This is a genomic window from Pseudocoprococcus catus, assembly GCF_019734885.1.
Lineage (GTDB): Bacteria > Bacillota > Clostridia > Lachnospirales > Lachnospiraceae > Coprococcus_A > Coprococcus_A catus.
The window spans coordinates 23,242-48,208 of record NZ_JAAXCM010000031.1 but is presented as its reverse complement, the minus strand read 5'-3'; the positions used below and the strand labels follow the sequence as shown (position 1 = coordinate 48,208).

The 24,967-nt window shown below is 44.0% G+C and carries 25 protein-coding genes; 2 read left to right on the top strand and 23 right to left on the bottom strand.

Annotated elements, in window-relative coordinates; genetic code table 11:
* Positions 1–241: 241 nt before the first annotated feature.
* From glmM to HED67_RS08185, 4 genes are all read right to left on the bottom strand, one after another.
* Positions 242–1,600 (bottom strand): phosphoglucosamine mutase, encoded by a 1,359-nt coding sequence (gene glmM / locus HED67_RS08200; protein ID WP_221718024.1) that lies wholly within the window; start codon positions 1,598–1,600, stop codon positions 242–244.
* A gap of 138 nt (positions 1,601–1,738) precedes the next feature.
* The gene (gene aroE / locus HED67_RS08195) at positions 1,739–2,608 is read right to left on the bottom strand and encodes a shikimate dehydrogenase (protein ID WP_215631501.1); all 870 of its coding nucleotides are present in this window, start codon (positions 2,606–2,608) and stop codon (positions 1,739–1,741) included.
* A 294-nt stretch (positions 2,609–2,902) separates the two neighbouring features.
* Positions 2,903–3,466, bottom strand: coding sequence for an elongation factor P (gene efp, locus HED67_RS08190; RefSeq protein WP_015514585.1), 564 nt, complete (start codon positions 3,464–3,466; stop codon positions 2,903–2,905).
* A gap of 63 nt (positions 3,467–3,529) precedes the next feature.
* Entirely contained in the window at positions 3,530–4,030 is a 501-nt protein-coding gene (locus HED67_RS08185) for a YqeG family HAD IIIA-type phosphatase (RefSeq protein WP_178438774.1), read from the bottom strand.
* A 97-nt stretch (positions 4,031–4,127) separates the two neighbouring features.
* Here HED67_RS08185 and sigK point away from each other — a divergent pair, with 97 nt between their 5' ends.
* Positions 4,128–4,748 (top strand): RNA polymerase sporulation sigma factor SigK, encoded by a 621-nt coding sequence (gene sigK / locus HED67_RS08180; RefSeq protein WP_178438771.1) that lies wholly within the window; start codon positions 4,128–4,130, stop codon positions 4,746–4,748.
* Here the strand turns inward: sigK and HED67_RS08175 are convergent.
* The 9 genes from HED67_RS08175 to mtaB all read right to left on the bottom strand — a co-directional run bounded on the left by HED67_RS08175 (position 4,745) and on the right by mtaB (position 11,926).
* The gene (locus HED67_RS08175) at positions 4,745–5,980 is read right to left on the bottom strand and encodes a peptidase U32 family protein (protein ID WP_221718067.1); all 1,236 of its coding nucleotides are present in this window, start codon (positions 5,978–5,980) and stop codon (positions 4,745–4,747) included. The genes sigK and HED67_RS08175 overlap by 4 nt on opposite strands.
* Positions 5,981–5,997: 17 nt before the next feature.
* The gene (locus tag HED67_RS08170; protein WP_221718023.1) at positions 5,998–6,645 is read right to left on the bottom strand and encodes an O-methyltransferase; all 648 of its coding nucleotides are present in this window, start codon (positions 6,643–6,645) and stop codon (positions 5,998–6,000) included.
* 92 nt (positions 6,646–6,737) lie between these two features.
* Positions 6,738–7,121: an endolytic transglycosylase MltG gene (locus HED67_RS08165; RefSeq protein WP_178438762.1), complete on the bottom strand. Its 384-nt coding sequence runs from the start codon at positions 7,119–7,121 to the stop codon at positions 6,738–6,740.
* A gap of 74 nt (positions 7,122–7,195) precedes the next feature.
* Entirely contained in the window at positions 7,196–8,869 is a 1,674-nt protein-coding gene (locus HED67_RS08160; protein WP_246612158.1) for a ribonuclease J, read from the bottom strand.
* Positions 8,870–8,932: 63 nt separating this feature from the next.
* A complete protein-coding gene (locus HED67_RS08155) occupies positions 8,933–9,400 on the bottom strand; it encodes a Fur family transcriptional regulator (RefSeq protein WP_178438758.1) in 468 nt (155 codons plus the stop codon).
* A 60-nt stretch (positions 9,401–9,460) separates the two neighbouring features.
* On the bottom strand, positions 9,461–9,724 hold the full coding sequence (locus tag HED67_RS08150; RefSeq protein WP_178438755.1) for a DUF1292 domain-containing protein: 264 nt from the start codon (positions 9,722–9,724) through the stop codon (positions 9,461–9,463).
* A gap of 42 nt (positions 9,725–9,766) precedes the next feature.
* Positions 9,767–10,222 carry a Holliday junction resolvase RuvX gene (gene ruvX / locus HED67_RS08145; RefSeq protein WP_178438919.1) on the bottom strand — a complete coding sequence of 152 codons (456 nt, stop codon included), beginning with the start codon at positions 10,220–10,222 and terminating at the stop codon, positions 9,767–9,769.
* Between the two features lie 5 nt (positions 10,223–10,227).
* Positions 10,228–10,488: an IreB family regulatory phosphoprotein gene (locus tag HED67_RS08140; RefSeq protein WP_117527427.1), complete on the bottom strand. Its 261-nt coding sequence runs from the start codon at positions 10,486–10,488 to the stop codon at positions 10,228–10,230.
* Positions 10,489–10,561: 73 nt separating this feature from the next.
* On the bottom strand, positions 10,562–11,926 hold the full coding sequence (mtaB, locus tag HED67_RS08135; protein ID WP_221718022.1) for a tRNA (N(6)-L-threonylcarbamoyladenosine(37)-C(2))-methylthiotransferase MtaB: 1,365 nt from the start codon (positions 11,924–11,926) through the stop codon (positions 10,562–10,564).
* 264 nt (positions 11,927–12,190) lie between these two features.
* Between mtaB and HED67_RS08130 the strand changes: the two genes are divergently transcribed.
* Positions 12,191–12,424 (top strand): HPr family phosphocarrier protein, encoded by a 234-nt coding sequence (locus HED67_RS08130; RefSeq protein ID WP_178438743.1) that lies wholly within the window; start codon positions 12,191–12,193, stop codon positions 12,422–12,424.
* A gap of 49 nt (positions 12,425–12,473) precedes the next feature.
* Here the strand turns inward: HED67_RS08130 and thiI are convergent, their stop codons facing one another.
* From thiI to lepA, 10 genes are all read right to left on the bottom strand, one after another.
* Positions 12,474–13,652 carry a tRNA uracil 4-sulfurtransferase ThiI gene (thiI, locus tag HED67_RS08125; RefSeq protein WP_260702729.1) on the bottom strand — a complete coding sequence of 393 codons (1,179 nt, stop codon included), beginning with the start codon at positions 13,650–13,652 and terminating at the stop codon, positions 12,474–12,476.
* The gene (locus HED67_RS08120; protein ID WP_221718020.1) at positions 13,645–14,865 is read right to left on the bottom strand and encodes a cysteine desulfurase family protein; all 1,221 of its coding nucleotides are present in this window, start codon (positions 14,863–14,865) and stop codon (positions 13,645–13,647) included. Before HED67_RS08120 ends, thiI begins: the two co-directional genes overlap by 8 nt.
* Positions 14,866–14,872: 7 nt before the next feature.
* Entirely contained in the window at positions 14,873–15,613 is a 741-nt protein-coding gene (locus HED67_RS08115) for a 16S rRNA (uracil(1498)-N(3))-methyltransferase (RefSeq protein WP_178438734.1), read from the bottom strand.
* 89 nt (positions 15,614–15,702) lie between these two features.
* A complete protein-coding gene (gene prmA, locus HED67_RS08110; RefSeq protein ID WP_178438731.1) occupies positions 15,703–16,659 on the bottom strand; it encodes a 50S ribosomal protein L11 methyltransferase in 957 nt (318 codons plus the stop codon).
* Between the two features lie 132 nt (positions 16,660–16,791).
* Entirely contained in the window at positions 16,792–17,970 is a 1,179-nt protein-coding gene (gene dnaJ / locus HED67_RS08105) for a molecular chaperone DnaJ (RefSeq protein WP_178438728.1), read from the bottom strand.
* 123 nt (positions 17,971–18,093) lie between these two features.
* Entirely contained in the window at positions 18,094–19,965 is a 1,872-nt protein-coding gene (gene dnaK / locus HED67_RS08100) for a molecular chaperone DnaK (RefSeq protein ID WP_221718019.1), read from the bottom strand.
* Between the two features lie 59 nt (positions 19,966–20,024).
* On the bottom strand, positions 20,025–20,639 hold the full coding sequence (gene grpE / locus HED67_RS08095; protein ID WP_178438722.1) for a nucleotide exchange factor GrpE: 615 nt from the start codon (positions 20,637–20,639) through the stop codon (positions 20,025–20,027).
* Between the two features lie 13 nt (positions 20,640–20,652).
* Positions 20,653–21,690, bottom strand: coding sequence for a heat-inducible transcriptional repressor HrcA (hrcA, locus tag HED67_RS08090; protein WP_215689548.1), 1,038 nt, complete (start codon positions 21,688–21,690; stop codon positions 20,653–20,655).
* A gap of 139 nt (positions 21,691–21,829) precedes the next feature.
* The gene (hemW, locus tag HED67_RS08085) at positions 21,830–23,101 is read right to left on the bottom strand and encodes a radical SAM family heme chaperone HemW (protein WP_246612164.1); all 1,272 of its coding nucleotides are present in this window, start codon (positions 23,099–23,101) and stop codon (positions 21,830–21,832) included.
* A 10-nt stretch (positions 23,102–23,111) separates the two neighbouring features.
* The gene (gene lepA / locus HED67_RS08080; RefSeq protein ID WP_215631511.1) at positions 23,112–24,923 is read right to left on the bottom strand and encodes a translation elongation factor 4; all 1,812 of its coding nucleotides are present in this window, start codon (positions 24,921–24,923) and stop codon (positions 23,112–23,114) included.
* Positions 24,924–24,967: the final 44 nt, after the last annotated feature.

The following is a 24,967-nucleotide window of genomic DNA, read 5'->3' as shown; positions in this document are numbered from 1 at the left end:
AATAGAAAAAGTCCGTCCTCTATTAACTGTTGAAACGCCCCATCATCCAAATCAAGGTGCTTCTATCACGGCCAGTACTTAGGCGTTGTCCTTTAACGCCTTATGTACTGTTGCCAGGTGCTGAAGGTTCAGTGAACCTTCGTTAGCACCGACCGGAGTGGAACGAAGACATAGGCAGTGCGAACGTGCCTGATTTGGACGATGGGGCAGTCAATATTTAATAGAGGACGGACTTTTACCTTTACTGGGCTACGGCATGGCCTTTCTGATAGATCACGTCTACGACTTCTGAAACATATTTCTCACATGTTGCATCGTCCGGTGCTTCTACCATGACACGGATAACCGGTTCTGTACCGCTCTCACGGACAAGGATACGGCCTTCGCTGCCGAGTTTTTCTGTAACAGCATCAACAGCAGCCATGACATCTTTGTCTTCTCTGGCTGTCTTCTTATCTCTAACGCGGACATTCTTCAGCAGCTGAGGATAGATCTTCACAGGTTCTGCCAGCTTACTGAGTGACTGCTTCTCTTCCAGCATCACTTCCATCACCTTGATGGCTGTCAGAATACCGTCACCGGTTGAAGCATATTTGCTGAAAATGATATGACCAGACTGCTCACCGCCGATACGGTGGCCGTTCTGCTGCATATTCTCATAAACGTATTTGTCACCCACATTGGTTTTCTCATAGTTGATACCTGCTTTGTCAAAAGCCTTATAAAGGCCGAGATTTGACATAATAGTTGTAACAACCGTGTTGTTTGTCAACTTGCCGTGTTCTTTCATATAATGGCCGCAGATATAGAGGATCAGATCACCATCAATGACATTGCCATTCTCATCCACAGCAATACATCTGTCTGCATCGCCGTCGAAAGCAAAACCGACATCCAGCTGTTTCTCTTTGACAAAATCCTGAAGAACATGGATATGAGTGGAACCGCAGCCTGTATTGATATTGAATCCATCCGGATGATTATTGATCACATAGGTCTTAGCACCCAATGCATCAAAAACACTCTTGGCAATCATCCACGCACTGCCGTTTGAACAGTCAAGGCCTACGCGCATGCCTCTGTAGGAACGTGTTGCCAGTGTGATGAGATAACCGATATAACGATTTCTTCCTGCTGCATAATCGACTGTGCAGCCAATCTTCTCACCATAAGCCAGCGGTACTTCACCGGATTCACCATCAAGATATGCTTCAATCTCTGCAATGACATCTTCTGCCATCTTCTCACCACGGTCATTGATGAGCTTGATACCATTGTCATAATATGGATTATGGCTGGCCGAGATCATAATACCGCAGTCAAAATCTTCTTCTGTACGAACCACATAAGCCACACTCGGTGTTGTGGTTACGTGAAGCAGATAAACATCTGCACCTGATGCAGTCAGCCCTGCAACCAACGCATATTCAAACATATAACTGCTTCTTCTTGTATCCTTGCCGATGACAACTTTACAGGATTTATCCTTTGCCGCACCGTAATACCAACCGATAAAACGACCTACTTTGAAAGCATGTTCAACGGTCAACTGTTTATTGGCTTCACCTCTGAAGCCATCTGTGCCAAAATATTTACCCATTATGAATTTCTCCTTAACTTCACAACATCTATAATTGTTCAAGACAATTACGAAAATCTAAATATATACAGGTTTATTATAACGCGTTCTGATGATTAATGCAAACAGCTACCATCATCTGACGCATCTAAAACATGTTTATCTGGTAAAATATTTTTCTTTGATAATATCAACAGGCATGTCCTGTCCTGTCCAGATCTTGAAAGCTGCAGCCCCCTGATACAGCAGCATATACAGACCATTAAATGTCGGGCAGCCTTTTTCAGATGCCAGCTTCAAGAGCTTTGTCTGTTCCGGATTATAAATAACATCAGAAACAATTAAAGACTCTCTGAAAACGTCCGTATTCTTAATGAGACACGCGTCCACATTTGGCGCCATGCCGACAGAAGTACCGTTGGTCAGGATATCGCTGGCCGCAATGCTGTCATAAAGTGCCTGCTCATCTGCCAGATCGTGCAATGTCACCTTACAGGATGTCTTCGCTGTGATATTGGCTGTCAGCTTTTCAAGTCGTCCATAGAACTGATCCTTAATATTGAACACCCGAATTTCTTTCAGGCCATCCAGGGCAGCCTGAACACAGATGGCTGTAGCTGCACCGCCGCCGCCAAGAAGTGTCATGGTCTTGCCTGTCAGATCATATCCGGCATCTCTTGCAGCTTCCATATAACCGATACCATCTGTTGTATGGCCTGTCAGCACACCATTGTCATTAACAACCGTATTCACTGCTCCGATCAGTTCCGCTGCAGGCGACAATTTGTCACAATAGGTACACATCAGATTCTTGTCAGGCATTGTCAGATTAAATCCGCGGACACCAAGAACCTTCAGACCTTCTACCGCTGTCTTCAGATTATCTGTACCCACATCAAAAGCAAGATAAGCATAATCCAGTCCCAGCTGTCTGAATGACTCATTGTGCATCATCGGTGAAATACTGTGTGCCACAGGGCTTCCAAGGAGTCCTGTTAATACGGTATGTCCTGTAATTCTGTCTTTCATTTTCTACCTCCAATATCAGACCAGATCCACATGCCGGCAGCGTTGAATTTCCTATCTGCCGCGTGAAAAAAAAGGAGTACGCCAAAACCTGAAAATGTCAGGTCAATGGCGATACTCCCGTCTGTATTCCTACATAAATTCTTCTGAGAACGAGATGAAACACGCTCCGCAAGTTTCACTCGTTATCGCAATATGTCTGCACTCCGTTTCGGTCGTTGCAGAACAAGCGCCACTGGCGCTTAACAACGTCAAAGCCACATGCAGGCATGGGCTTTGACTTATTATTCGCGTAAATTAAACTCTCTTCAGATATTCGCCTGTTCTTGTATCAATCTGGATCTTGTCACCGATCTCAACAAACAGAGGAACATTGATCTGAGCACCAGTTTCAACTGTACATGGCTTTGTAGCACCTGTAGATGTGTTGCCCTTGAAACCTGGTTCTGTCTCTGTTACTTCAAGCTCTACGAAAAGAGGTGGCTCAAGGTCGAAGATCTTGCCTTTGTAAGACATGATCTTAACTGTCATCTCTTCCTTGACAAATTTCATTCTGTCTTCAACTTCTTCATGCGGCATAGCGAACTGGTCGAATGTCTCCTGATCCATAAAGTTGTAAGCTTCACCATCATCGTACAGATACTGTACTTCTTTTCTCTCGATGTAGGCTGTCTCAAATTTTGCTGTAGGGTTGAAAGATTCCTCTCTGATACCACCGTTCATAATTCTCTTATATTTTGTTCTTACAAACGCAGCGCCCTTGCCTGGCTTAACATGCTGGAACTCGATAACCTGACATACATCGTTATCATATTCAAATGTTACGCCATTTCTAAAATCACCTGCAGTAATTGTAGCCATTTAAAAATCCTCCTTAAAATACTCAATTAAATATAGTATATAAAATTATAGCACTTTTTTCAACTATTTTTTCATGGTTTTCTTATAAAAATAAAGAATAACCCATTCCAATCGACGTTTGAGGACAATCTGGATCTCCTCTTTCGGGTTGATGGGCTTCACAAGTATACTGTGAATTCCGACTCTTCTTGCTCCCCAGACATCCGTAAAAAGCTGATCACCGATAAAAACCGTATTGTTTTTGTCAGTGCCTATTTTTTGCATTGCACGCTCATAGCCTTTTTTCCCGGGCTTCCCCGCCTTAAAAATATAAGAAACGCCGATTTTTTCATTAAACATTTTTACTCGGGGTTCTTTGTTATTTGATAATAAACAACAGGAAAAACCTATCTCTTTCAGGTGCCGAAAAAGTGCAATGGCCCGTTCATCTGCCGGCGCGCCATGAGGAACCAATGTATTGTCAATATCAAAGATCAGTCCTCTGCATCCCTCTTTATAAAGTTTTTCATAATCAATGACATAGGCCGAATCCAGCCATTCGTCCGGATAAAATTGTTCTATCATGGTCCATCCTCTGTTTTGCCCTTTGCTTTTTTGGGAAAAGCACTATTTTTCTCCGGGTGCATAAAATAAATAGAAAGCCAGCTAAAGGAGCATTGCCATGCAGTCATTCCCCCAGCCCCTCTCTGCTGCGCAGGAAGCCTCTTACCTCAGGCAATATCAAAACGGTGATATGCATGCCCGTGATATACTCATAGAAAGAAATCTCCGCCTTGTGGCGCATATTGTCAAAAAATATATCCATTCCGGAAAAGAAACGGATGAATTAATCTCTATTGGAATCATTGGGCTTGTCAAGGCCGTCAACACCTATAATTTTGATAAAGGTAGCCGCCTGGCTACTTATGCCGCCCGATGTATCGACAATGAACTGCTGATGCTCATGCGCGGTGACAAAAAGCGTTCCCGGGAGGTCTCTCTCTACGATCCTATCGGAACTGACAAGGAGGGCAACGAGATCACTCTTCTCAGCATTATTGAACACAACAATGAAGATGTTGTCGAACAGCTGGCCCGCAAACAGTCTCTTCAAAAACTGTCAAAGATCATCTCAGAGGTTCTCACTCCCAGGGAATACTTTGTCGTTATCCGGCGTTATGGGCTCTTCGGTCACTCTGAATCCACACAGCGTGAACTGGCCAGTCAGCTGAATATCTCCCGCAGCTATGTCTCCCGCATCGAAAAAAAGGCTCTTGAAAAGCTCCGGCATCATTTAGATTAATCGTCTGTTTTTTCAGCTCTTCGAAGCAGATCCTGATCACTCAATTCAATGCCAAGATCCACATAGATTCTCTGTTTTGGATGCGGGCAGCTTTCCATATCGCTGCCTTCTTCATCACAGATACGCAGTACATTCACAGACAGATCTCTTCCATCCGGCTTCATAACTTCTATTGTCTCCCCAACGGAAAACTTATTGCGCTGTTCAATCCCATACAGGCCTTCACTGTTCTGACCGTTAATAATACCCAGATACGTATATTCTTTGACATAAGTATTGCTGTCATAAATCTGTGTTTCGTGGGTCGGCTTGCCGAAAAAGAAGCCTGTTGTAAACTGTCTGTACGTACATTTTGCAATCTGTTCACGATAATAAGGCAGATTCTCTCTGTAAAGCTTTTCATCTTTAAGATAATCATCAATTGCCTTACGATAAGTACGTGCTACAACCGCCACATAGAGTGCGGTTTTCATACGTCCTTCAATTTTAAAGCTATCAATGCCGGCTTCAATCAGCTCCGGAATATGATCGATCATACAGAGATCCTTTGAATTGAAGATATAGGTGCCTCTTTCATTCTCATACACCGGCAGGTATTCTCCCGGTCTGGATTCTTCCATCACCGCATATTTCCATCTGCAAGGATGGGTACAGGCTCCCTGATTGGCATCTCTTCCTGTAAAATAATTGCTGAGCAGGCATCTGCCTGAGTAGGAAATACACATCGCGCCATGGACAAATGTCTCTATCTCCAGATCATCCGGAATGTGCTTTCTGATATCCGCAATTTCATCCATGGATAACTCTCTGGCAGTTACGACTCTTCTGGCACCCTGCCGGTACCAGAAATTGTAAGTGCCGTAATTCGTATTGTTGGCCTGTGTACTGATGTGTACATCAATTTCAGGAACAATTTCCCTTGCAATATCAAAAACTCCCGGATCAGAGATGATCAATGCATCCGGTTTGATGTCCTTTAACTCTTTAAAGTATTCCCTGACACCATCCAAATCCTGATTATGTGCCAAAATATTGGATGTTACATAGACTTTCACTCCATGAGCATGGGCAAAATCAATGCCCTCTTTCATATCTTCCAGTGAAAAATTCTTGGATTTTGCTCTCAGGCTGAAAACTTCACCGCCGATATATACGGCATCCGCACCAAAAATGACCGCTGTCTTTAACACTTCAAGACTGCTGGCCGGTACTAATAATTCCGGTATTCTCATTGTCAACTTTATCTCCTCTATTCTGTCAGTTTCGTGCTGATGGTCACGCCATCACCCACGGTTAATACAGCTGTTTCAAATTCTTTCATATGCTTTAACTGCCACAGATAATCCCGCATTCTGCTGTAAATGGTACGATTACGTCTTGTTACCGCAAAACGTGATTCAATAATATCTCCATCCTGAAGAACATTATCCGAAACAAGAAGGCCGCCTTTTTTCAGCAGTCTCAGGACTTCCGGAAGGAAATGGATATACTGTCCCTTGGCTGCATCCATAAAAACGAAGTCATATCCCGGTTCAAGACCGGCCATTACTTCCAGTGCATCCCCTTCAATCAGTGTAATGCAGTCTTCTTTGCCGGCCCGACGGATATTCTCTCTGGCAATCGGAATTCTCTTTTCATATTTTTCAACTGTTGTGATCGTCGCCCCGGGTTCAAGACACTCACTCATTAAAATGGCGGAATATCCGACTGCGGTACCAATTTCAAGAATTCTCTGCGGTCTGTTCATACGCAGCAAAATTTTCAGTAAACATCCCGTCTCCTGTCGGATGATCGGGACTCTGTCAGCCCTTGCCTCCCTGCCGATGGCCTCAATGATTTCTGATTCTCCACTATTCAAAGAATGCAGATAGGCTGTCAGTCTTTCATTGACTATCATTATTCTTACCTCAATTTCTCAATTTCTTGCAAGGCAATACAAAGAGCTGTTGCGGAACCGGAGAATTTCCCCGGCTCTGCCACAGCCCTGACCTATTCTGTTGATGTTTCTGCAGTGCCTGCTCCTGCCATAACCGCAAGCATCTGATCCATCGTCATCGATGGACTCAGCTCGTAATTACCAGGCTTAAGCATGCCTTTGTACTGAGACAGTCCAACATGTATTATAAATGCATATTTGTACTTAATAAGGCCTTTCTTTTCAAGAATAGCTGCAATTTCATCGGTACTGGCACCGTCGCTGATCTGAACAGGTACAATTTCCTCGGAGGATGCCGCAACGGGTCTGTCTCCAAAAACTTCATATGCGAAGTCATAGGACCAAGTGATCACACGAACTGCCAAAAGGATCACAAGAATATAAATGATAACATTTAATGCAACGCCAAATGTACCTACGAATAATTTCTTTATCATAACGCTCTCCATTTTACGGAAAATGTCTTTATCTTCTGCATCTCCGGACTGTAATTAAATAATCGGAAGAAAAACTATACTTCCATGATGATCGGAAGGATCATAGGATTTCTCTTTGTCTGCTTCCAGAGGAAATCTCCAAGAGAATCTCTGATCACATTCTTGATCTTGCTCCAATCAGAGATATTGTGGCTGAGACAATCATCCAGGGCATCGCTGACAACTCTTCTGGCATCTTCCATCAGTGATTCGGATTCTCGTACATAAACAAACCCTCTTGATACGATATCCGGACCTGCAAGCAGCTGATTGCTATACCGCTCAAGGGTCAGTACAACGATGAGCAGACCATTCTGAGACAACATCTGTCTGTCTCTTAATACAATATTGCCTACGTCGCCGACACCAAGACCATCCACCATCACACAGCCGTGCGGTACCTGACCGGTAATCTCTGCCTTCTCCTGACCAATCGTCAGTACATCGCCGGACTGCATCAGCATAATATGGTCTTTCTCTACACCCATGGTCTCAGCCAGCTTCGCACCGGCTTTCAGATGTTTGTATTCGCCATGAACCGGAATTGCATATTTCGGCTTTGTCAGTGCATAGATCAGTTTGAGCTCTTCCTGGCAGGCATGACCTGATACATGCGTATCCTGGAAAATGACTTCCGCACCTTTACGGTACAGTTCATTGATAACGTTGGTTACTGCCTTCTCATTGCCCGGAATAGGATTGGAACTGAATACAATGGTATCTCCCGGTTTGATAGAAACCTTGCGGTGTGTATTGGCTGCCATTCTTGACAAAGCCGCCATTGTCTCGCCCTGGCTTCCTGTTGTGATCAGAACAAGCTTATCATCGGGATAATTGCGCATTGTGTCAATATCAATCAATGTATTGTCCGGAATTTTAATATAACCAAGTTCTGAGGCAATGGTAATGATATTCACCATGCTGCGGCCTTCAACAATAACCTTGCGGCCATGCTCATAGGCTGCATTGATAATCTGCTGTACACGGTCCACATTGGATGCAAATGTTGCGATGATAATACGGCTGTTCTTATGATCATCAAAAATACGGCTGATGGTCTTGCCCACTGTTCTCTCAGACTGTGTAAATCCGGGACGCTCTGCATTGGTGCTCTCACAGAGAAGTGCCAGTACACCCTTCTTGCCAAGTTCTGCAAAACGGATCAGGTCGATCATCTCACCAAATACCGGTGTGTAGTCGATCTTAAAGTCACCGGTATGCACAATAATACCTGCCGGTGTATAGATTGCCAGTGCCGCAGCATCTGCGATACTATGATTGGTTTTAATAAATTCAATTCTGAAGCATCCAAGATTGATAGACTGTCCATGTCTGACAACTTTTCTCTTGGTCGTCTTCATCATATTATGTTCTTTTAACTTGTGTTCGATAATACCCATTGTCAGTTTTGTCGCATAGACCGGTGCATTGACACTCTGAAGAACATACGGCAGCGCGCCGATATGGTCTTCATGTCCATGGGTGATCACAAAACCTTTTACTTTCTCTATATTATCTTTCAGATAAGTCACATCCGGGATCACAAGGTCAATACCCAGCATGTCCTCATCCGGAAAGGATAATCCACAGTCAATAACAATAATACTGTCTTCGTATTCGATACAGGTAATATTCATACCTATATGTTCAAGTCCCCCTAAAGGGATGATTTTGATCTTTTCATTTGATACGCCTTTATTTGCTTTCAAAAAACTGCACCTCCGTTAAATCACAGGATTCATACAATATTTCAAAAGAAACAAGACTTGCATCTATTCTGATTTTGCTCCGTCCTTCTTGCGGCATTCCGCACAGTGTCCATAAAGCTTCACTTCATGATTACTGACAACAAATCCCATCGTCTGCTCAATCTTCTGTTCAAGATTATCCAGCAGATCTTCCTGAAATGCAAAAACTTTTCCACAGCTGACACAGATCATATGATGATGGTGATGATGGCTCTTCTGATCCTGATCACCAATCTCATACCGTACATAACCGTCATCCAAATTCAATTTGTCGATGAGGTTCATTTCTGACAGCAGCTGAATATTACGATAGACCGTAGCCAAGCCGATATCCGGCCAGTCCTTTTTCACAAGGTCATAGATTTCCTCAGCCGTCAAATGACACTCCGGCTGAGACAGAAGCACTCTTAATATAGCCATTCGCTGTGAGGTTGTCTTAAGTCCCCTCTCCTTCAGCAGCTTCCTGAACTCCTTTAATTGTTCCTCTATCATGCTTCTTCTGCCTTTCTCCTACTCTGCAATGTCTTGTAACGATCGAAATACATGTATCAATCATTCATACTTTAAATCAATGTCGTCCAGCATCTGTTCGAACACTTTGGAAATGACTTCCAGTTCTGTGCTGTCCTCAACAAACTCATAATAAGCATCTTCGGTCTCAGCCCCGGTTTCCTTCAGAATATAGGCATCTGCCTCATCTTCCTCAGAATCTGTGACCAGCAGATAATTCACATTATTGATCATTGTCTGTTCAATAACCATTAATTCAATATCTTCATCATCGTCTGTTGTTAATGTAATTGTTTTAGTTGACATGTTTCTACTCTCCCCCATATTACACACAAATCGCATGTTGCGTTAATCTTCCGATTCCTTCTGCTGCGCCGAAAAGCTCTGATAATCCAGATATCCCTGCAGGATAAAGGCCGCAGCCATCTTGTCAATATAAGTTTTCCGGTCTTCGCGACGTACATTTCCTTCCATCAATACTCTCTCTGATGCCACAGTACTCATTCGCTCATCCCACAAAACGACTTCAAGTCCTGTTCTGCGCTCAAGCGCTTCCTTAAAAGCCAGCGTCTTCTGAACACGTTCTCCTTCTGTGTCGTTCATATTCTTCGGATAACCAAGCACAATCTTTTCTGCTTCATATTCCCGGATCAAAGCCTCAATACGGGCGTAAGTTTTACGGAGTTTGTTCTCATCCTTGCGAGTAATCGTCTCCAGCCCCTGAGCTGTAAAGCCAAGAGGATCACTTACTGCCACGCCAACAGTCTTTGAGCCATAATCTAACCCTATAATTCTCTGATTCATCATGTTTACTTCAGGTTCACTTCAATATAGTTCTTAAGAAGTTCTTCGAGAAGTTCATCTCTTTCAACCTTCATGATCAGGTATCTTGCATTCTTGTAGCTTGTCACATATGTCGGATCTCCGGACATAATATAACCAACGATCTGGTTCACCGGATTATACCCCTTCTCTGTAAGTGCTATATAGACTGCTTCAAGAATGTCTTTGACCGCAATATCGGTCTCATTGTTCACTTTAAAATATTGTGTATTCTTGTTATCTGCCATTCAATCACATCCCTTCTGTCAGATGGCTGATTATCCAAGGTTACTACTATCTTAATATATATATTCCAAGAATTCAATCAATTCTTTTACAAAACACAAATTCTTCATTTAATTTGCTGTTAATAGTGCCTTTTATCACCATGTTTGGTACTAATCCATCCGATTCGAAGGCACATCGAATATAATTCTTGCTGTGACCGGTCATATATTTTGTCCCGTTAATCTCCGCCTCTTCTTCAATCAAAACAATCTGTTCCTGATCTTCGCAGGCTTCAATGAAATCGTTCTTCATTTTTTCACCCAGCGTGATCAGCTTTTCACTGCGCTCTGTCTGGATCTGAGGATTGATCTGGTCCGGCATGTCTGCCGCCTTCGTTCCGTGTCGCTTGGAATACTTAAATATATGCATATCCGAAAAATGTACTTTGGCAAGAAATTCTTCTGTCCGGGCAAACTCCTCTTCTGTCTCTCCCGGAAAACCAACAATCACATCCGTCGTTAAAGCAGGTCTGTCAAAATACTGTCTCAGCAGCTCGCATTTCTCAAGGTACAGATCCGTTGTATAATGTCTGTTCATCCGTTTCAGAGTAGCATCACAGCCGCTCTGGAGTGACAGGTGAAAATGCGGGCAGATCTGCGGCACTATGCTCAACCGCTTTACAAAATTCTCTGTGATGATTCGCGGTTCCAGAGACCCGAGGCGGATTCTCTCCAAACCATCGATCCCGGATATCGCCTCGATCAAATCAATTAATGCACTGTTCTTAAAGGGACCGTAGTCTTCCTGTGTATCCGATGTATGTTCAAAGTCAAGGCCATAAGAACTGATATGGATACCCGTCAGAACGATCTCCTTATAGCCGTTAGCTGTCAGTGCCTGAACCTCCTGAAGGATGTCTTCCATACTTCTGCTGCGGACGCGTCCTCGTGCATACGGGATAATGCAGTAGGAACAAAACTGATTGCATCCATCCTGGATCTTAATATAGGCACGGGTATGTTCAGATACCGTTTCAATGTGCATTGCCTCATATTCATGATCATGGGCAATATCTGCCACATAAGCATCCCTGTTTTCCGTCTGCCTGTTGTCGCGGATATACTGTTCAACAATTTGTACAACCTGACTTTTCATATTGTTGCCGATGACCAGGTCGATCATTGTATCTTCTTCTAATTGTTCCTTTGCCGCCTGTACATAACAGCCTACAGCAACGATAATGCCTTCCGGATTCTTTTTCTTTGCCCGATGCAACATCTGTCTTGATTTTCTGTCTGCCATATTAGTTACCGTACAGGTATTAATGACATAAACAGACGCCTCCTGAGAAAATTCCTTCACTTCATATCCTTCGGCCTCAAAACTTCCCCGCATGGCATCTGTTTCATATTGATTTACCTTACATCCCAGCGTGCAGAATGCCACTGTTTTCTTCATATTCTTCCTCCGTCTGTTTCATTTTGTAACTGTTCAGAGCAAAGCAAAATTTCAAAAAACAAGTATAAAATGCTTGCATTTTTAAGACTGTTTTTGAAATTTTATTTGGCGGATACGCCACACCGACGAAATGCGTAGCATTTTGGAGGTTGGCTCTGAACAATTACTGCAATTTATAAAATACTCGCCTATTGACTTTTGTCCATTCCGAATGTAGTATAATATTGTAATATAATATTAACCAAAACTAAAGGAGGAACAGCCATGAAAACAGTTCGAGTATGCCTCGATTCCATCGATAAAGTAAAGGGATTTGTCAATGACATCAGCCGATTCAACACAGATTTTGATCTAATCTCCGGTCGTTATGTCATCGATGCCAAGTCAATTATGGGTATCTTCAGCCTTGACCTTTCCAAACCAATCGAACTCACAATCCATGAGAGTGATGAAATGGATGAAATTCTCAAGATTATTCAGCCATACATTGTAGACTAGGCCATCACATAATTCTTCGGACTGCTGATTATCAGCAGTCCTTTTTTGTTTATTCGCAGAGAATCGTCTCTCTCGTCTCAATAGCCGTCTTGAGCAGATCATCAATTACATCCACCAGATGATGTTCTGAACGTTCGATGGCACGGACATTCGGCTTCGTAACCGGATGCTTTGCCACAAATATTGTACAGCAGTCTTCGAACGGCTGAATGGATGTCTCGAAAGCGCCAATCTTCTCTGAAATCTCAACAATATCATTCTTATCAAAGCCAATCACCGGACGATAAACCGGCAGTGTGCAGACAGCATTGGTTGCCCGCAGACTCTGCATAGTCTGACTGGCCACCTGACCGATACTCTCACCGGTGATCAATCCCAAAGAGCCTTCTTCCAGGGCAATATGCTCTGCAATTTTCATCATATAACGACGCATAATGATCGTCAGCTCATCATGCGGGCATTTGTCGTAAATCGCCAGCTGGATATCTGTAAAGTTAATCACATGCAGATTGATCGGTCCGGCATAAGCGGCAACAATCTTCGCAAGGTCAATAACTTTCTGCTTCGCACGTTCACTTGTATATGGCGGTGCATGGAAATAAACCGCATCAATCTTAACACCGCGTTTTGCGATCATATAACCGGCTACAGGGCTGTCAATACCGCCTGATAACAATAATGTAGCCTTTCCATTCGTTCCCACAGGCATACCGCCCGGTCCCGGAATAGAAATGGAATAAATATATGTTCTCTCACGCACTTCAATATTCAGTGCTACATCCGGACTATGGACATCCACTGTCATATCCGGGAATCTGTCCAGCAGATATTCACCCATATCTGCTCCGATCTCCATGGATTTCTTCGGATAACTCTTGTCCGCTCTTCTGGCAAAAACCTTAAAGGATAAATGCTGGTCCGGATAAGTTCTCTCCATATAATCACCAGTTACCTGACACAAATTGCTCCATTCATTGTTGTCACACAAAACAACCGGACAAATGGCAACAATACCAAATACCCTTGAAAGGGCTTTAATCACTTCATCATAATCATAGTCCGTCAGTGCCTCCACATACACGCGGCCCTGTTCCTTTGTTACCTCAAACTGACCGTCTACTTTGCGAAGTGAGAATTTGATCTGATCCATCAGGGCATATTCGAACAGATAACGATTCTTGCCCTTAATGCCGATTTCTCCATACTTGATCAAAAAAGCTTTATACACGTTTGCCTCCTCTTTTTCTTCCGCCAGGCGTATAACGCCTGAGCATCGGCAACAGCCTGCTAAGCTGTGCCATACATTCATCTATTTCTTCTTTTGTTGTATCGAATGAAAAACTAAAGCGTACAGTCGCATCCAGGTATCGTTTTTCAACACCGATCGCCTTTAATGTACCGCTGATTGCCGGATGATTGGATGAGCATGCTGACCCACTGGATACATAGATCTTCGCTTCCTCAAGGGCATGTAAAAGTACCTCCGCACGAATATCCTGAAAGCTGACACTGACCACATGGGGTGCCGCACAGTCCTCCGGATGTTCAGCTGCCGGCTGGTTTAAAGTGCCCCGGCTTCTTCCGCCATTCACAACCGTCCCTTCCAGTTTCTCTATCTCTTCTATAAAATAACTGCGTATCCCGTAAAGATAAGTCAGTTTATTTTCAAAATCTGTATATTCAATTTCTGCAGCTTTCGCCATTCCTGCTACACCGGGTACATTCTCCGTACCGGAGCGCATTCCTTTCTGATGACCGCCGCCAAGAATTAACGGCTGAAGCTTTACTTTGTCCCGTACCCATAAAAATCCGGTGCCCTTCGGGCCATGAATCTTATGACTGCTGACAGATAACATATCAATGCCTATTCTCTTCGGGTGTAAAACAACTTTCCCGAATCCCTGAATCGCATCCACGTGAAATAGTGTGGAAGGATTGCACTCTTTGATGATCGCTGCAGCATCTGCAATAGGTTCAATCGTGCCGATCTCATTGTTCACACACATCATAGACACAAGAATGGTATCCGGTCTGATGGCATCTCTCAGTGCCTGAAGGTCTGCAAGACCATATGCATTCACAGGCAGCCATGTGACCTCAAAACCCATCTGTTCCAAAAACATCATTGGCTGGTATACAGATGCATGTTCCACACGAGTCGTGATCAGATGCCTGCCTGCTCTCTGATTCGCCAGTGCCCCTCCGATAATCGCCAGGTTATTGGATTCTGTTCCGCCCGAAGTAAAAATCAATTCCTTCTCTTCGACTTTCAGAATGCCGGCAAGAATCTCTCTGGCATGACGGATATAACGTTCTGCTTCAACACCCTTCATATGCAGAGAAGAAGGATTGCCGTAGTCTTCTTCCATAATTTTGTTCATCAGCTGTACAACCTCCGGATACACTCTGGTTGTCGCAGCATTATCCATATAAATTTCCATATAAACCTTAATCCTCTTCCAGTTCAAACATCAAAATGGAAAGCATTGTCAGTCCGGCTGTTTCCGTTCTCAGAATTCTGTGCCCAAGGGTAATCGGAACGGCACCTGCCCCTCTGGCTGCTTCAATCTCACTTTCTTCAAATCCGCCTTCAGGTCCTATAAATATACCGATCGAATGCTTGCCGTGAAGTGCACGCACCTGATCTCTTGCATGCTGCATACCCTCTGCCTTCTCATAAGGAATCAATGCCGCATCCAATCCATTGCACATCCTGAGTGCCTTGTCAAAATTCATACACGGTGCAACCTGAGGAATCAGGGCTCTTCCGGCCTGCTTTGCTGCACTTTCAGCAATGCTCTGCCAGCGAAGGCGCTTCTTCTCTTCCTTCTTCGCATCCAGCTTCACAACCGCCCGCTTTGTTGCAACCGGGACAATCTCATAAACACCAAGTTCCACTGCCTTCTGGATGATCAATTCCATCTTATCCGCCTTTGGCAGTCCCTGAAACAGATAAATCTTTGCAGGCAGTTCCACAAAAGAATGCCAGCTGTCAATAATATCCAGACGCACTTCTTCCTTTGTCAATTCTGCAATTTTGCAGAAATAATCCATTCCCTGACCATCGCTGACCGTCACCTCTTCACCCGGTGCCATCCTCAGTACATTCCTGATATGATTGACATCTGTGCCTGTGATCACAATATTCTTATCACTAATCTGATCTGTCCCTACAAAAAATCTAGGCATTCCTGCACTCCCTCCACCTTAAACTGTTCACGTAACCTTATGGCGCTTTTGCCATTATAGCATGAAACGGACTGCATATTCAACCCCGTTTATTTTCTGGCTGTAAATGCAACCCAGTCACCGGAATGTGTCACTTCAAGGATTTCAAAGCCATTAGACAGCAGCGCTTCTCTCACAGCATCTTCCTTTGTATTGATGATGCCGGAGGAAACAAATAATGCCCCCGGCTTCATATTGTCTTTGATCACACCTGAAAGCGGTATAATGACATCTGCAAGGATATTGGCCAGCACAAGATCATACTTCTCATCGCCGCAGGTATGTCTGAAATCCGCATCAGTGATTATATCACCGGCTTTGACATCGTATTTGCTCATATCAATATGGTTGACCTTCGCATTCTCAATAGCAGCTGCAACAGCATTCGGGTCCACATCTGTTGCCATGGCCTCCCCTGCTCCCAGCATCAGGCCGATGATAGATAAAATACCGCTGCCGCAGCCCACATCAAACAGTTTCTGTCCTTTTTGGAGATACTTCTTCATCTGTGTAATGCACAGGCGAGTCGTATGATGCATGCCGGTACCAAAGGCAGTACCCGGATCAAGTTCTACCACAAGGGTATCCTCTGTTGTATCCTCAGGAAGCTTCTCCCATGTCGGTTTGATAATGATCTTGTCATCAACTTTGAACGGTTTCCAGAACTTCTTCCAGTTATTCATCCAATCCACATCTGCCGTTTCGGATTTCTCAATAGATGCCTCACCGATATCCACAAAATCTGCCAGCTCCTTAACCGCTTCTGTTACTTCCTGCAGCGTTTCTGCATGATCTTTCTCCGGCTCGATATAAAATGATACGTAGGCAACACCATCGTCCTCACCCAGATCCGGCAGAATATCAATAAACATTTTCTTCTTATCTTCGTCAGAAAGCGGAATTTTATCCTCAATCTCAATTCCCTCAATACCCATTTCACCTAATGTATAGCTGATCAGATCCACCGCTTCTGTCGTTGTCTTCATACGATATTTATTCCATTTCATATTCTTTGCTCTCCTTTTATATGCAATTATATATTTATACGATCCTATACAAGCTCTATTCTAACGCACAAAAGGGCATTTTGAAATTCCGTTTTACGGAATTCCAAAAGCCCTGTGATATTTTGTTCTGACTTAATCTTCAAAGGTCTCTTTTAATTTCTCTTCGACTTTTTCTTTGAAAGATTTTTTCTTCTTGCCTTCGCTTTCTTCCGGTTTGTATTTGCCCTTCATGGCATCATCAAACTTGCGAAGAAGTTCTTTCTGTTCATTATTCAGTTTCTCAGGCACCTGAACGACCAGTGTCACGTAATGATCACCACGCAGGTTCTTGTTTCTTCTGGAAGGGACACCCCTGCCCTTCAATCTGATACGTGTATCTGTCTGTGTACCAGGACGGATTGTCTGTGTGATCTCGCCATCCAGTGTCTGGATCTTGATATCCCCGCCAAGCGCTGCATCCGCAAACGAAATCGGAACAGTTGAGAAAATATCATAATCCTGACGCTGGAAAATAGGATGACTGTCTACCTGCAGACCGACCAATAAGTCACCTCTTGGCCCGCCGTTCTTACCCGGTTCACCAAAACCTGCGACTCTGACACTGATACCGTTATCAACACCTGCAGGAATTGTCACCTTCAAAGGCTTGCGGATCTTCTTGAAGCCCTGACCTGCACATTTCGGACACTTCTCTTTAACAACTTTACCTGAACCGCCGCATTCCGGACAAGTCTGCACATTACGTACCTGGCCGAAAAGTGACTGCTGTGTATATACAACCTGACCTGATCCATTACACTTCGGACAAGTCTGCGGCTGTGTTCCAGGCTTCGCGCCCGTTCCGTGACATGTTTCACATTCTTCTTTGTAGCCAATCTCGATGTTCTTCTCAACGCCAAAAACCGCTTCCATAAAGCTGATCCGCATGTTGATCTTCACATTGGCACCCTGCATTGGACCATTGTAAGCTCTTCTGCTTCTACTTCCGCCGCCAAAAAGATCGCCAAATATGTCACCGAATATATCGCCCATATCTCCGCCAAAGTCAAATCCGCCAAATCCGCCGGCACCGCCGCCGCCCTGCTCAAAGGCTGCATGGCCAAACTGATCATACTGTCTTCTCTTGTCTGCATCACTTAATACAGCATATGCCTCGGAAGCTTCTTTAAATTTAGCCTCGGCTTCTTTATCTCCAGGATTGGTGTCCGGATGGTATTTCTTCGCTAATTTACGATAGGCCTTCTTCAACTCGGCATCGCTTGCGTTCTTATCTACGCCAAGGACTTCATAATAATCTCTTTTCTCTGCCATCTGAGATTCTCCCTCTATGCTTGGAAATGGCGAAAAGCCAAGTGTTGCCACTTCACTTTTCGCCTTTGTGTTTATTTATTCATTCAGGACTTTCTTACAAGTCTTATCTATTATACGCTAATTTTAGACTTCTGTATAGTCACCATCAACAACATCATCATTGTTGTTCTGGTAGCTCTGCTGACCAGCATCACCCTGAGGACCTGCCTGTGGGCCTGCACCTGCATTAGGGTTCTGAGCTTCATACATCTTTGTGAAGACAGGCTGTGCAACATTCATCAGTCTTTCCTTGCCGGCTTTCAGTTCATCGATTTCAGCATCTGTCATGGATTCGATGTTTGTCTTCTCAATAGCAGCCTTTAAGCTATCGATCTCAGCCTGAACCTTTGCTTTGTCGTCTGCGCTGATCTTGTCGCCAACTTCTTTGAGAGCGTTTTCTGTCTGGAATACCATTGCATCTGCATCGTTTCTTACATCAATGCCCTCTTTACGTTTCTTGTCCTGAGCTTCGTATTCAGCAGCTTCTTTAACAGCCTTATCAATTTCTGCATCGGACAGGTTAGAACCTGCTGTGATTGTGATATGCTGTTCTCTGCCTGTACCAAGGTCTTTGGCAGATACGTTTACGATACCGTTGGCATCAATATCGAATGTAACTTCGATCTGAGGTACACCACGTCTTGCAGGAGCGATACCATCCAACTGGAAACGTCCAAGGCTCTTGTTGTCTTTAGCGAACTGTCTTTCACCCTGTACAACATTGATATCTACAGCAGACTGATTATCTGCAGCTGTTGAGAAGATCTGGCTCTTTCTTGTAGGGATTGTTGTATTTCTCTCGATCAGATGAGTAGCGATACCACCCATTGTCTCGATAGACAGTGTCAGAGGTGTTACATCCAGTAAAAGGATATCTCCGGCACCTGCATCACCTGCAAGCTTACCGCCCTGGATAGAAGCACCGATGGCAACACACTCATCAGGGTTCAGGGATTTGTTCGGCTCTTTGCCTGTTAACTGTCTTACTTTATCCTGTACAGCAGGGATACGTGTAGAACCACCTACAAGAAGTACCTTGCTGATTTCATTCATTTCAAGGCCTGCATCTCTTAATGCATTCTGAACAGGGATAACTGTTCTTTCAACCAGATCATGTGTTAATTCATCGAATTTAGCACGTGTCAGGTTCATATCGAAATGCTTAGGGCCTTCAGCTGTTGCTGTGATGAATGGCAGGTTGATATTCGTTGTTGTTGCGCTTGAAAGCTCTTTCTTAGCTTTTTCAGCTGCTTCACGAAGTCTCTGCATAGCCATCTTATCACCTGAGAGATCTACGCCCTCTGTTCTCTTGAACTCGGAAAGCATGTACTGTGTGATCTTGTTATCAAAATCATCACCGCCAAGTCTTGTATCACCGTTTGTTGCTAATACTTCGATAACGCCATCACCGATTTCAATGATAGATACATCAAATGTACCACCACCAAGGTCGTATACCATGATCTTCTGTTCGTTTTCATTGTCAAGGCCATAAGCAAGTGCTGCTGCTGTAGGCTCGTTGATAATACGTTTTACATCAAGACCTGCGATCTTACCTGCATCCTTTGTTGCCTGTCTCTGAGCATCGTTGAAGTAAGCAGGAACTGTGATAACAGCTTCTGATACCTTTTCACCAAGATAGCTTTCTGCATCTGCTTTCAGTTTCTGAAGAATCATAGCTGAAATTTCCTGTGGGGAATATTTCTTGTCATCAATTGTTACTCTGTAGTCAGAACCCATATGTCTCTTAATAGAAGAGATTGTGTGATCTGCATTTGTAACTGCCTGACGCTTTGCAGGTTCACCGACAAGTCTTTCGCCTGTCTTTGTGAAAGCAACAACAGATGGTGTTGTTCTTGCGCCTTCTGTATTGGCGATAACTACAGGTTTACCACCCTCCATAACTGATACACATGAATTTGTTGTTCCTAAATCGATACCAATGATTTTACTCATAATAATTACCTCCTAAAATAAACTAAAAATCTATATAAATGAAACTTGTTGTCTTATTCTTATTCAGCCACCATAACCATGCTGTGTCTGAGGACTTTGTCCTTGTACTTGTAGCCCTTCTGAAGCTCCTGAATCACGATACCGGATTCATATTCATCACTTGGCTGCTGCATAACCGCATTGTGAAGCATCGGATCAAATTCCTTGCCCTGGGCCTCGATTACTGTTACGCCTTCATCCTCAAGCACCTTGGTCAGCTGCTTGTAGATCATCTCAATACCCTGCGCAAATGAAGATTCCTTATCTGCATCTGTCATAGCTCCGAGACCTCTTTCAAAATTATCAACCACCGGAAGGATCTTCAGAATGAAATCAGAAGCACCAATTTCATAATTCTGTTTCTTCTCCTTGTCAGTACGTTTTCTATAATTATCAAACTCTGCCATCTGGCGAACCAGACGGTCTTTGAGTTCTTCGATCTCTGCGTCTTTCTTATCCTTCTTATCTTTCTTGAAGAACTTTGACTTCTTCTCCGGTGTCTCTTCCGCTGATTCTTTCTCTTCAGCTTCAGGTGTTTCGGAAGTCTCTTTCTCTTCGGCTGCTGCCTCTGTCGTTTCTTCCTTCTCTTCAACCGGCTGTTCTAAATCTTTCTCTTTATTCTGATTCTCTGCCAAAGCCTGTCACCTCTTATTCTTTCTTGTCTTTCTTAAATATTGTATCCAGCTGTGTCATCACTGTCTCCAGATTATTCACAACCTTCTTATAATCCATTCGCTTCGGTCCGATAATACCTATCGTTCCCTGAACGCCTTCTTCCAATTCATAAGTTGCTGTAACGATACTGCAGTCTTTCATGGATTGAACCGGTGATTCCGATCCGATATAAACCTGAATGCCATGCTTATTCTCATCATTCTCACCTGCTGTAATCAGTTCATTGAGACCCTGCTTCTCTTCCAGCGTATATAAAAGCTGTCCTGCCTTCTCTCTGTCTGCCAGCTCCGGATACTTCAGAAGATTCGTCGTACCGCTTGTGTAAATCTCGGTATCATCCTCCTCCTGAATCGCCTCAACAATCGTATCAATCAGATCACCGATAATCTTACGGTGTCCCTGTGCCTGCCGCTTCATTGTCTGAAGCAGTTCCATGTTGATTTCCTGAAGGCTCAGCCCCTGAAGATAAGTGTTCAGCAGAAGATTCAGTTTCACAACTTCCTCTTCTTCAACGAGCTCATCCACAGTCAAAATCTTGTTCTTGATGATGTTGCCTTCCAGCATCATCACCGCCAGAATCTGCTCTTCATTCACCCTTGTCAGCTGAATGAACTTAAGCTTGTTCTTCTGGCTCTGGGGTGCTGTGATCAACGAAGCATAATTCGTATTCGTCGCCAGCAGCTTCACCACCTGTTTCAGAACCTGTTCGAGCTTGTCGACCTTCTGAACCATCATCTCATTCTGTCTCACAACCTCTTCGGACTTAACCTTCATCAGATTGTCAACATAGAAACGATAGCCCTTATCAGAAGGAATACGTCCTGCCGATGTATGCGGCTGTAAAATGTATCCCATCTCTTCCAGATCCGACATCTCATTTCTGATTGTTGCTGAACTGAGCTTCAAATCGGTGAATCTGGAAATAGTTCTCGACCCTACCGGCTCACCTGTTTCCAGATAAGTCTGTATAATCGCATTCAAAATCTTAATCTTACGCTCATCCAGTTCCATCGATTTCTCACTCCCTTTCATTGTTAGCACTCATCGTGTTGGAGTGCTAACATCTTCTGTATACAAAAATATCACCATAGCCACCTTTTGTCAAGTGGAAAATGATGATTTTTTTGTTTTTTTCAAAAATTGTTCTTTTTTATAGAAGAAAATCCGACAAGATCCAATTGCTGACATCCATTCCCGATTCTGTAAATGCCAGTCTGCCCTTTTCTTCATGATAAGTAAGGAAACCCTCCGATACATATTGTCTGATGATATCGCCGTAAATATTCATCATACTCTCTCCGAATTTTTCCTTAAAAGTTTGATCTGATACACCCAAAGTGCAGCGAAGCCCAAGAAACATGGTCTCCTCTATCTGAGCTTTCCTGTCCAAAATCTCTTCCTGACAATAGGCAAAATCCTGCATATACCGCGAGATATCCGAGGTATTTGAAAAGCGTCTTTCGCCCACCATACTGGCTGCCCCCAATCCAAGGCCCAGATAATCCTTCCGGCGCCAGTACATCAGATTATGATGGCATTCAAAACCCTTTCTGGCATAATTGGAGACTTCATATCGTTCATAACCCCGTTCTGCCAGAATCCGCTTTGTCAGATGATACATTTCACGCTCACTGTCCTCATCCGGCAGTGCGGGAAACCCGGTCTTTTCCTTCATCACTAATCCGCTGTCAGTCTCTCTGCTGTCTTCATCCGGCAATGCCGGTATTGCTGCTTTCCCCTGCCGACCGGCTCCACCGTCAGCAATAATGCCCTCCACATCCGCTTCGCCACTCCGATCGTCACCATAAAGCTTCCAGAAAGGTGTGCCCTCTTCAATGATCAGACTGTATGCGGATAAATGTTCCGGTTCCAGTGCTGCCGCTTTTTTCAGTGTATCCAGCCAGGAATCTGTTGTCTGTCCCGGCAGTGCTGACATCAGATCAATATTGATATTCTCAAAACCCGCTTTCCTGGCTGCCTGATAATTATCCAAAAACTGTTTCGCTGTATGAATACGTCCCAGATATTTTAATTCTTCATCATTCATGGACTGCAGGCCGAAGCTGAGTCTGTTAATGCCTGCCGCCCGATAAATCTTGAGGGTTTCAGCATCTGTGGTACCGGGATTGCATTCCATGGTCCACTCACCGGAAGGAGAAACATGAAAGGCCGTTCTGACTGTATCCAGTAATTCTGTCAGCTGCTGTCCTGTCATCAGCGAAGGCGTGCCCCCTCCGATAAATAATGTTTCTATACTATAATCCTGATATTTCTCACCCCTGACTATGATTTCCTTCTTTAATCTCTGCAAATAAGCCTCCCGTCCGGCTTCATCTGATGGAAAAGAGAGAAAATCACAATACCTGCACTTCCGCACACAAAACGGAAAATGCAGGTATAAACCAAGGGGACCTCTGTTCATGTCCGCCATATTATTTTTCATCAAGCTTGAGAACACTCATAAAGGCCTTCTGAGGAATCTCCACATTACCTACCTGACGCATTCTCTTCTTACCTTCCTTCTGTTTCTCAAGGAGCTTACGCTTACGTGAAATATCACCGCCGTAACACTTGGCAAGAACATCCTTTCTCATGGCTCTGACAGTTTCACGGGCAATGATCTTGCTTCCGATAGCCGCCTGGATCGGGATTTCAAAGAGCTGTCTCGGGATCTCTTCCTTCAGCTTCTCGCACATCTTACGGCCGCGCTCATAAGCAGAACCTTCAAAGACAATAAATGACAGGGCATCCACATTCTCTCTGTTAACCAGAATATCCAGTTTGCAGAGTTCTGAACGTTCGTAGCCTTTTAATTCATAATCAAATGAAGCATAACCTCTGGAGCGCGATTTCAATGCATCAAAGAAATCATAGATGATCTCATTCAGCGGCAGCTCATACTTCATCAGTGCTCTTGTTGTTTCAATATATTCCATGCCAAGATAGACGCCGCGGCGTTCCTGACAGAGATCCATGATCGGACCGATAAACTCTGTTGTCACCATGATCTCTGCAGACACAATCGGCTCTTCCATATATTCGATTTCTGAAGGATCCGGCATGTTGGACGGATTCGTCAACTCAATCATCTCACCGTTTGTCTTGTGGATCCTGTAAACAACCGAAGGAGCGGTTGTGACGAGGTCCAGATTGTACTCTCTTTCCAGACGTTCCTGAATGATCTCCAGATGGAGAAGTCCAAGGAAACCGCATCGGAAACCAAAGCCCAGTGCAATGGATGTCTCCGGTTCATAATATAAGGAAGCATCATTCAGCTGAAGCTTCTCCAGGGCATCTCTCAAATCCGGATACTTGGCACCATCTGCCGGATAGAGTCCACAGTAAACCATCGGATTCACCTTCTTGTAGCCTGGAAGCGGTTCTGCACATGGATTCTCCGCATCTGTAATGGTATCACCGACTCTTGTCTCCTTCAGATTCTTAATGCTGGCTGTCATGTAGCCGACCATACCTGCAGACAGTTCATCACATGGAATATACTGGCCTGCACCAAAATAACCAACTTCCACAGTTTCAAATTCTGCACCGGTGGCCATCATCCGTACCTTCGTGCCTTTGGCGATCTTGCCTTCACGCACTCTGAAAAAAACAATGACACCCTTATAAGGATCATAAACCGAGTCAAAGATCAAGGCCTTCAACGGTGCATTCTCATCTCCTGTCGGTGCCGGGATCTTCACAATGATCTGCTCCAGAACATCTTCTATATTAAGACCGTTCTTTGCAGAAATCCTCGGCGCGTCCTCCGCCTCAATACCAATAACATCTTCAATTTCACTGACAACTCTGTCAGGATCCGCACTTGGAAGATCGATCTTGTTGATAACCGGCATAACATCCAGATCGTGATCCAGTGCCAAATAGACATTGGCCAGTGTCTGTGCCTCAACACCCTGCGCTGCATCCACCACAAGGATCGCACCGTCACAGGCTGCCAGGCTTCGTGACACTTCATAATTGAAATCTACATGTCCCGGAGTATCAATCAGGTTATAAATATATTCTTCACCATCTTTGGCTTTGTATACAATACGCACAGCCTGAGACTTGATTGTAATACCACGTTCACGTTCAAGCTCCATGTTGTCAAGTACCTGTGCCTGCATCTCACGGCTGGTCAGAGTACCTGTCTTCTCAATAATACGGTCTGCCAGTGTTGATTTGCCGTGATCGATGTGGGCAATGATACAAAAGTTTCTAATTTTACTCTGATCTATATGCACTTTACATTCCTCCTGCTTTTTCACTGGAATAAGTATAGCATACA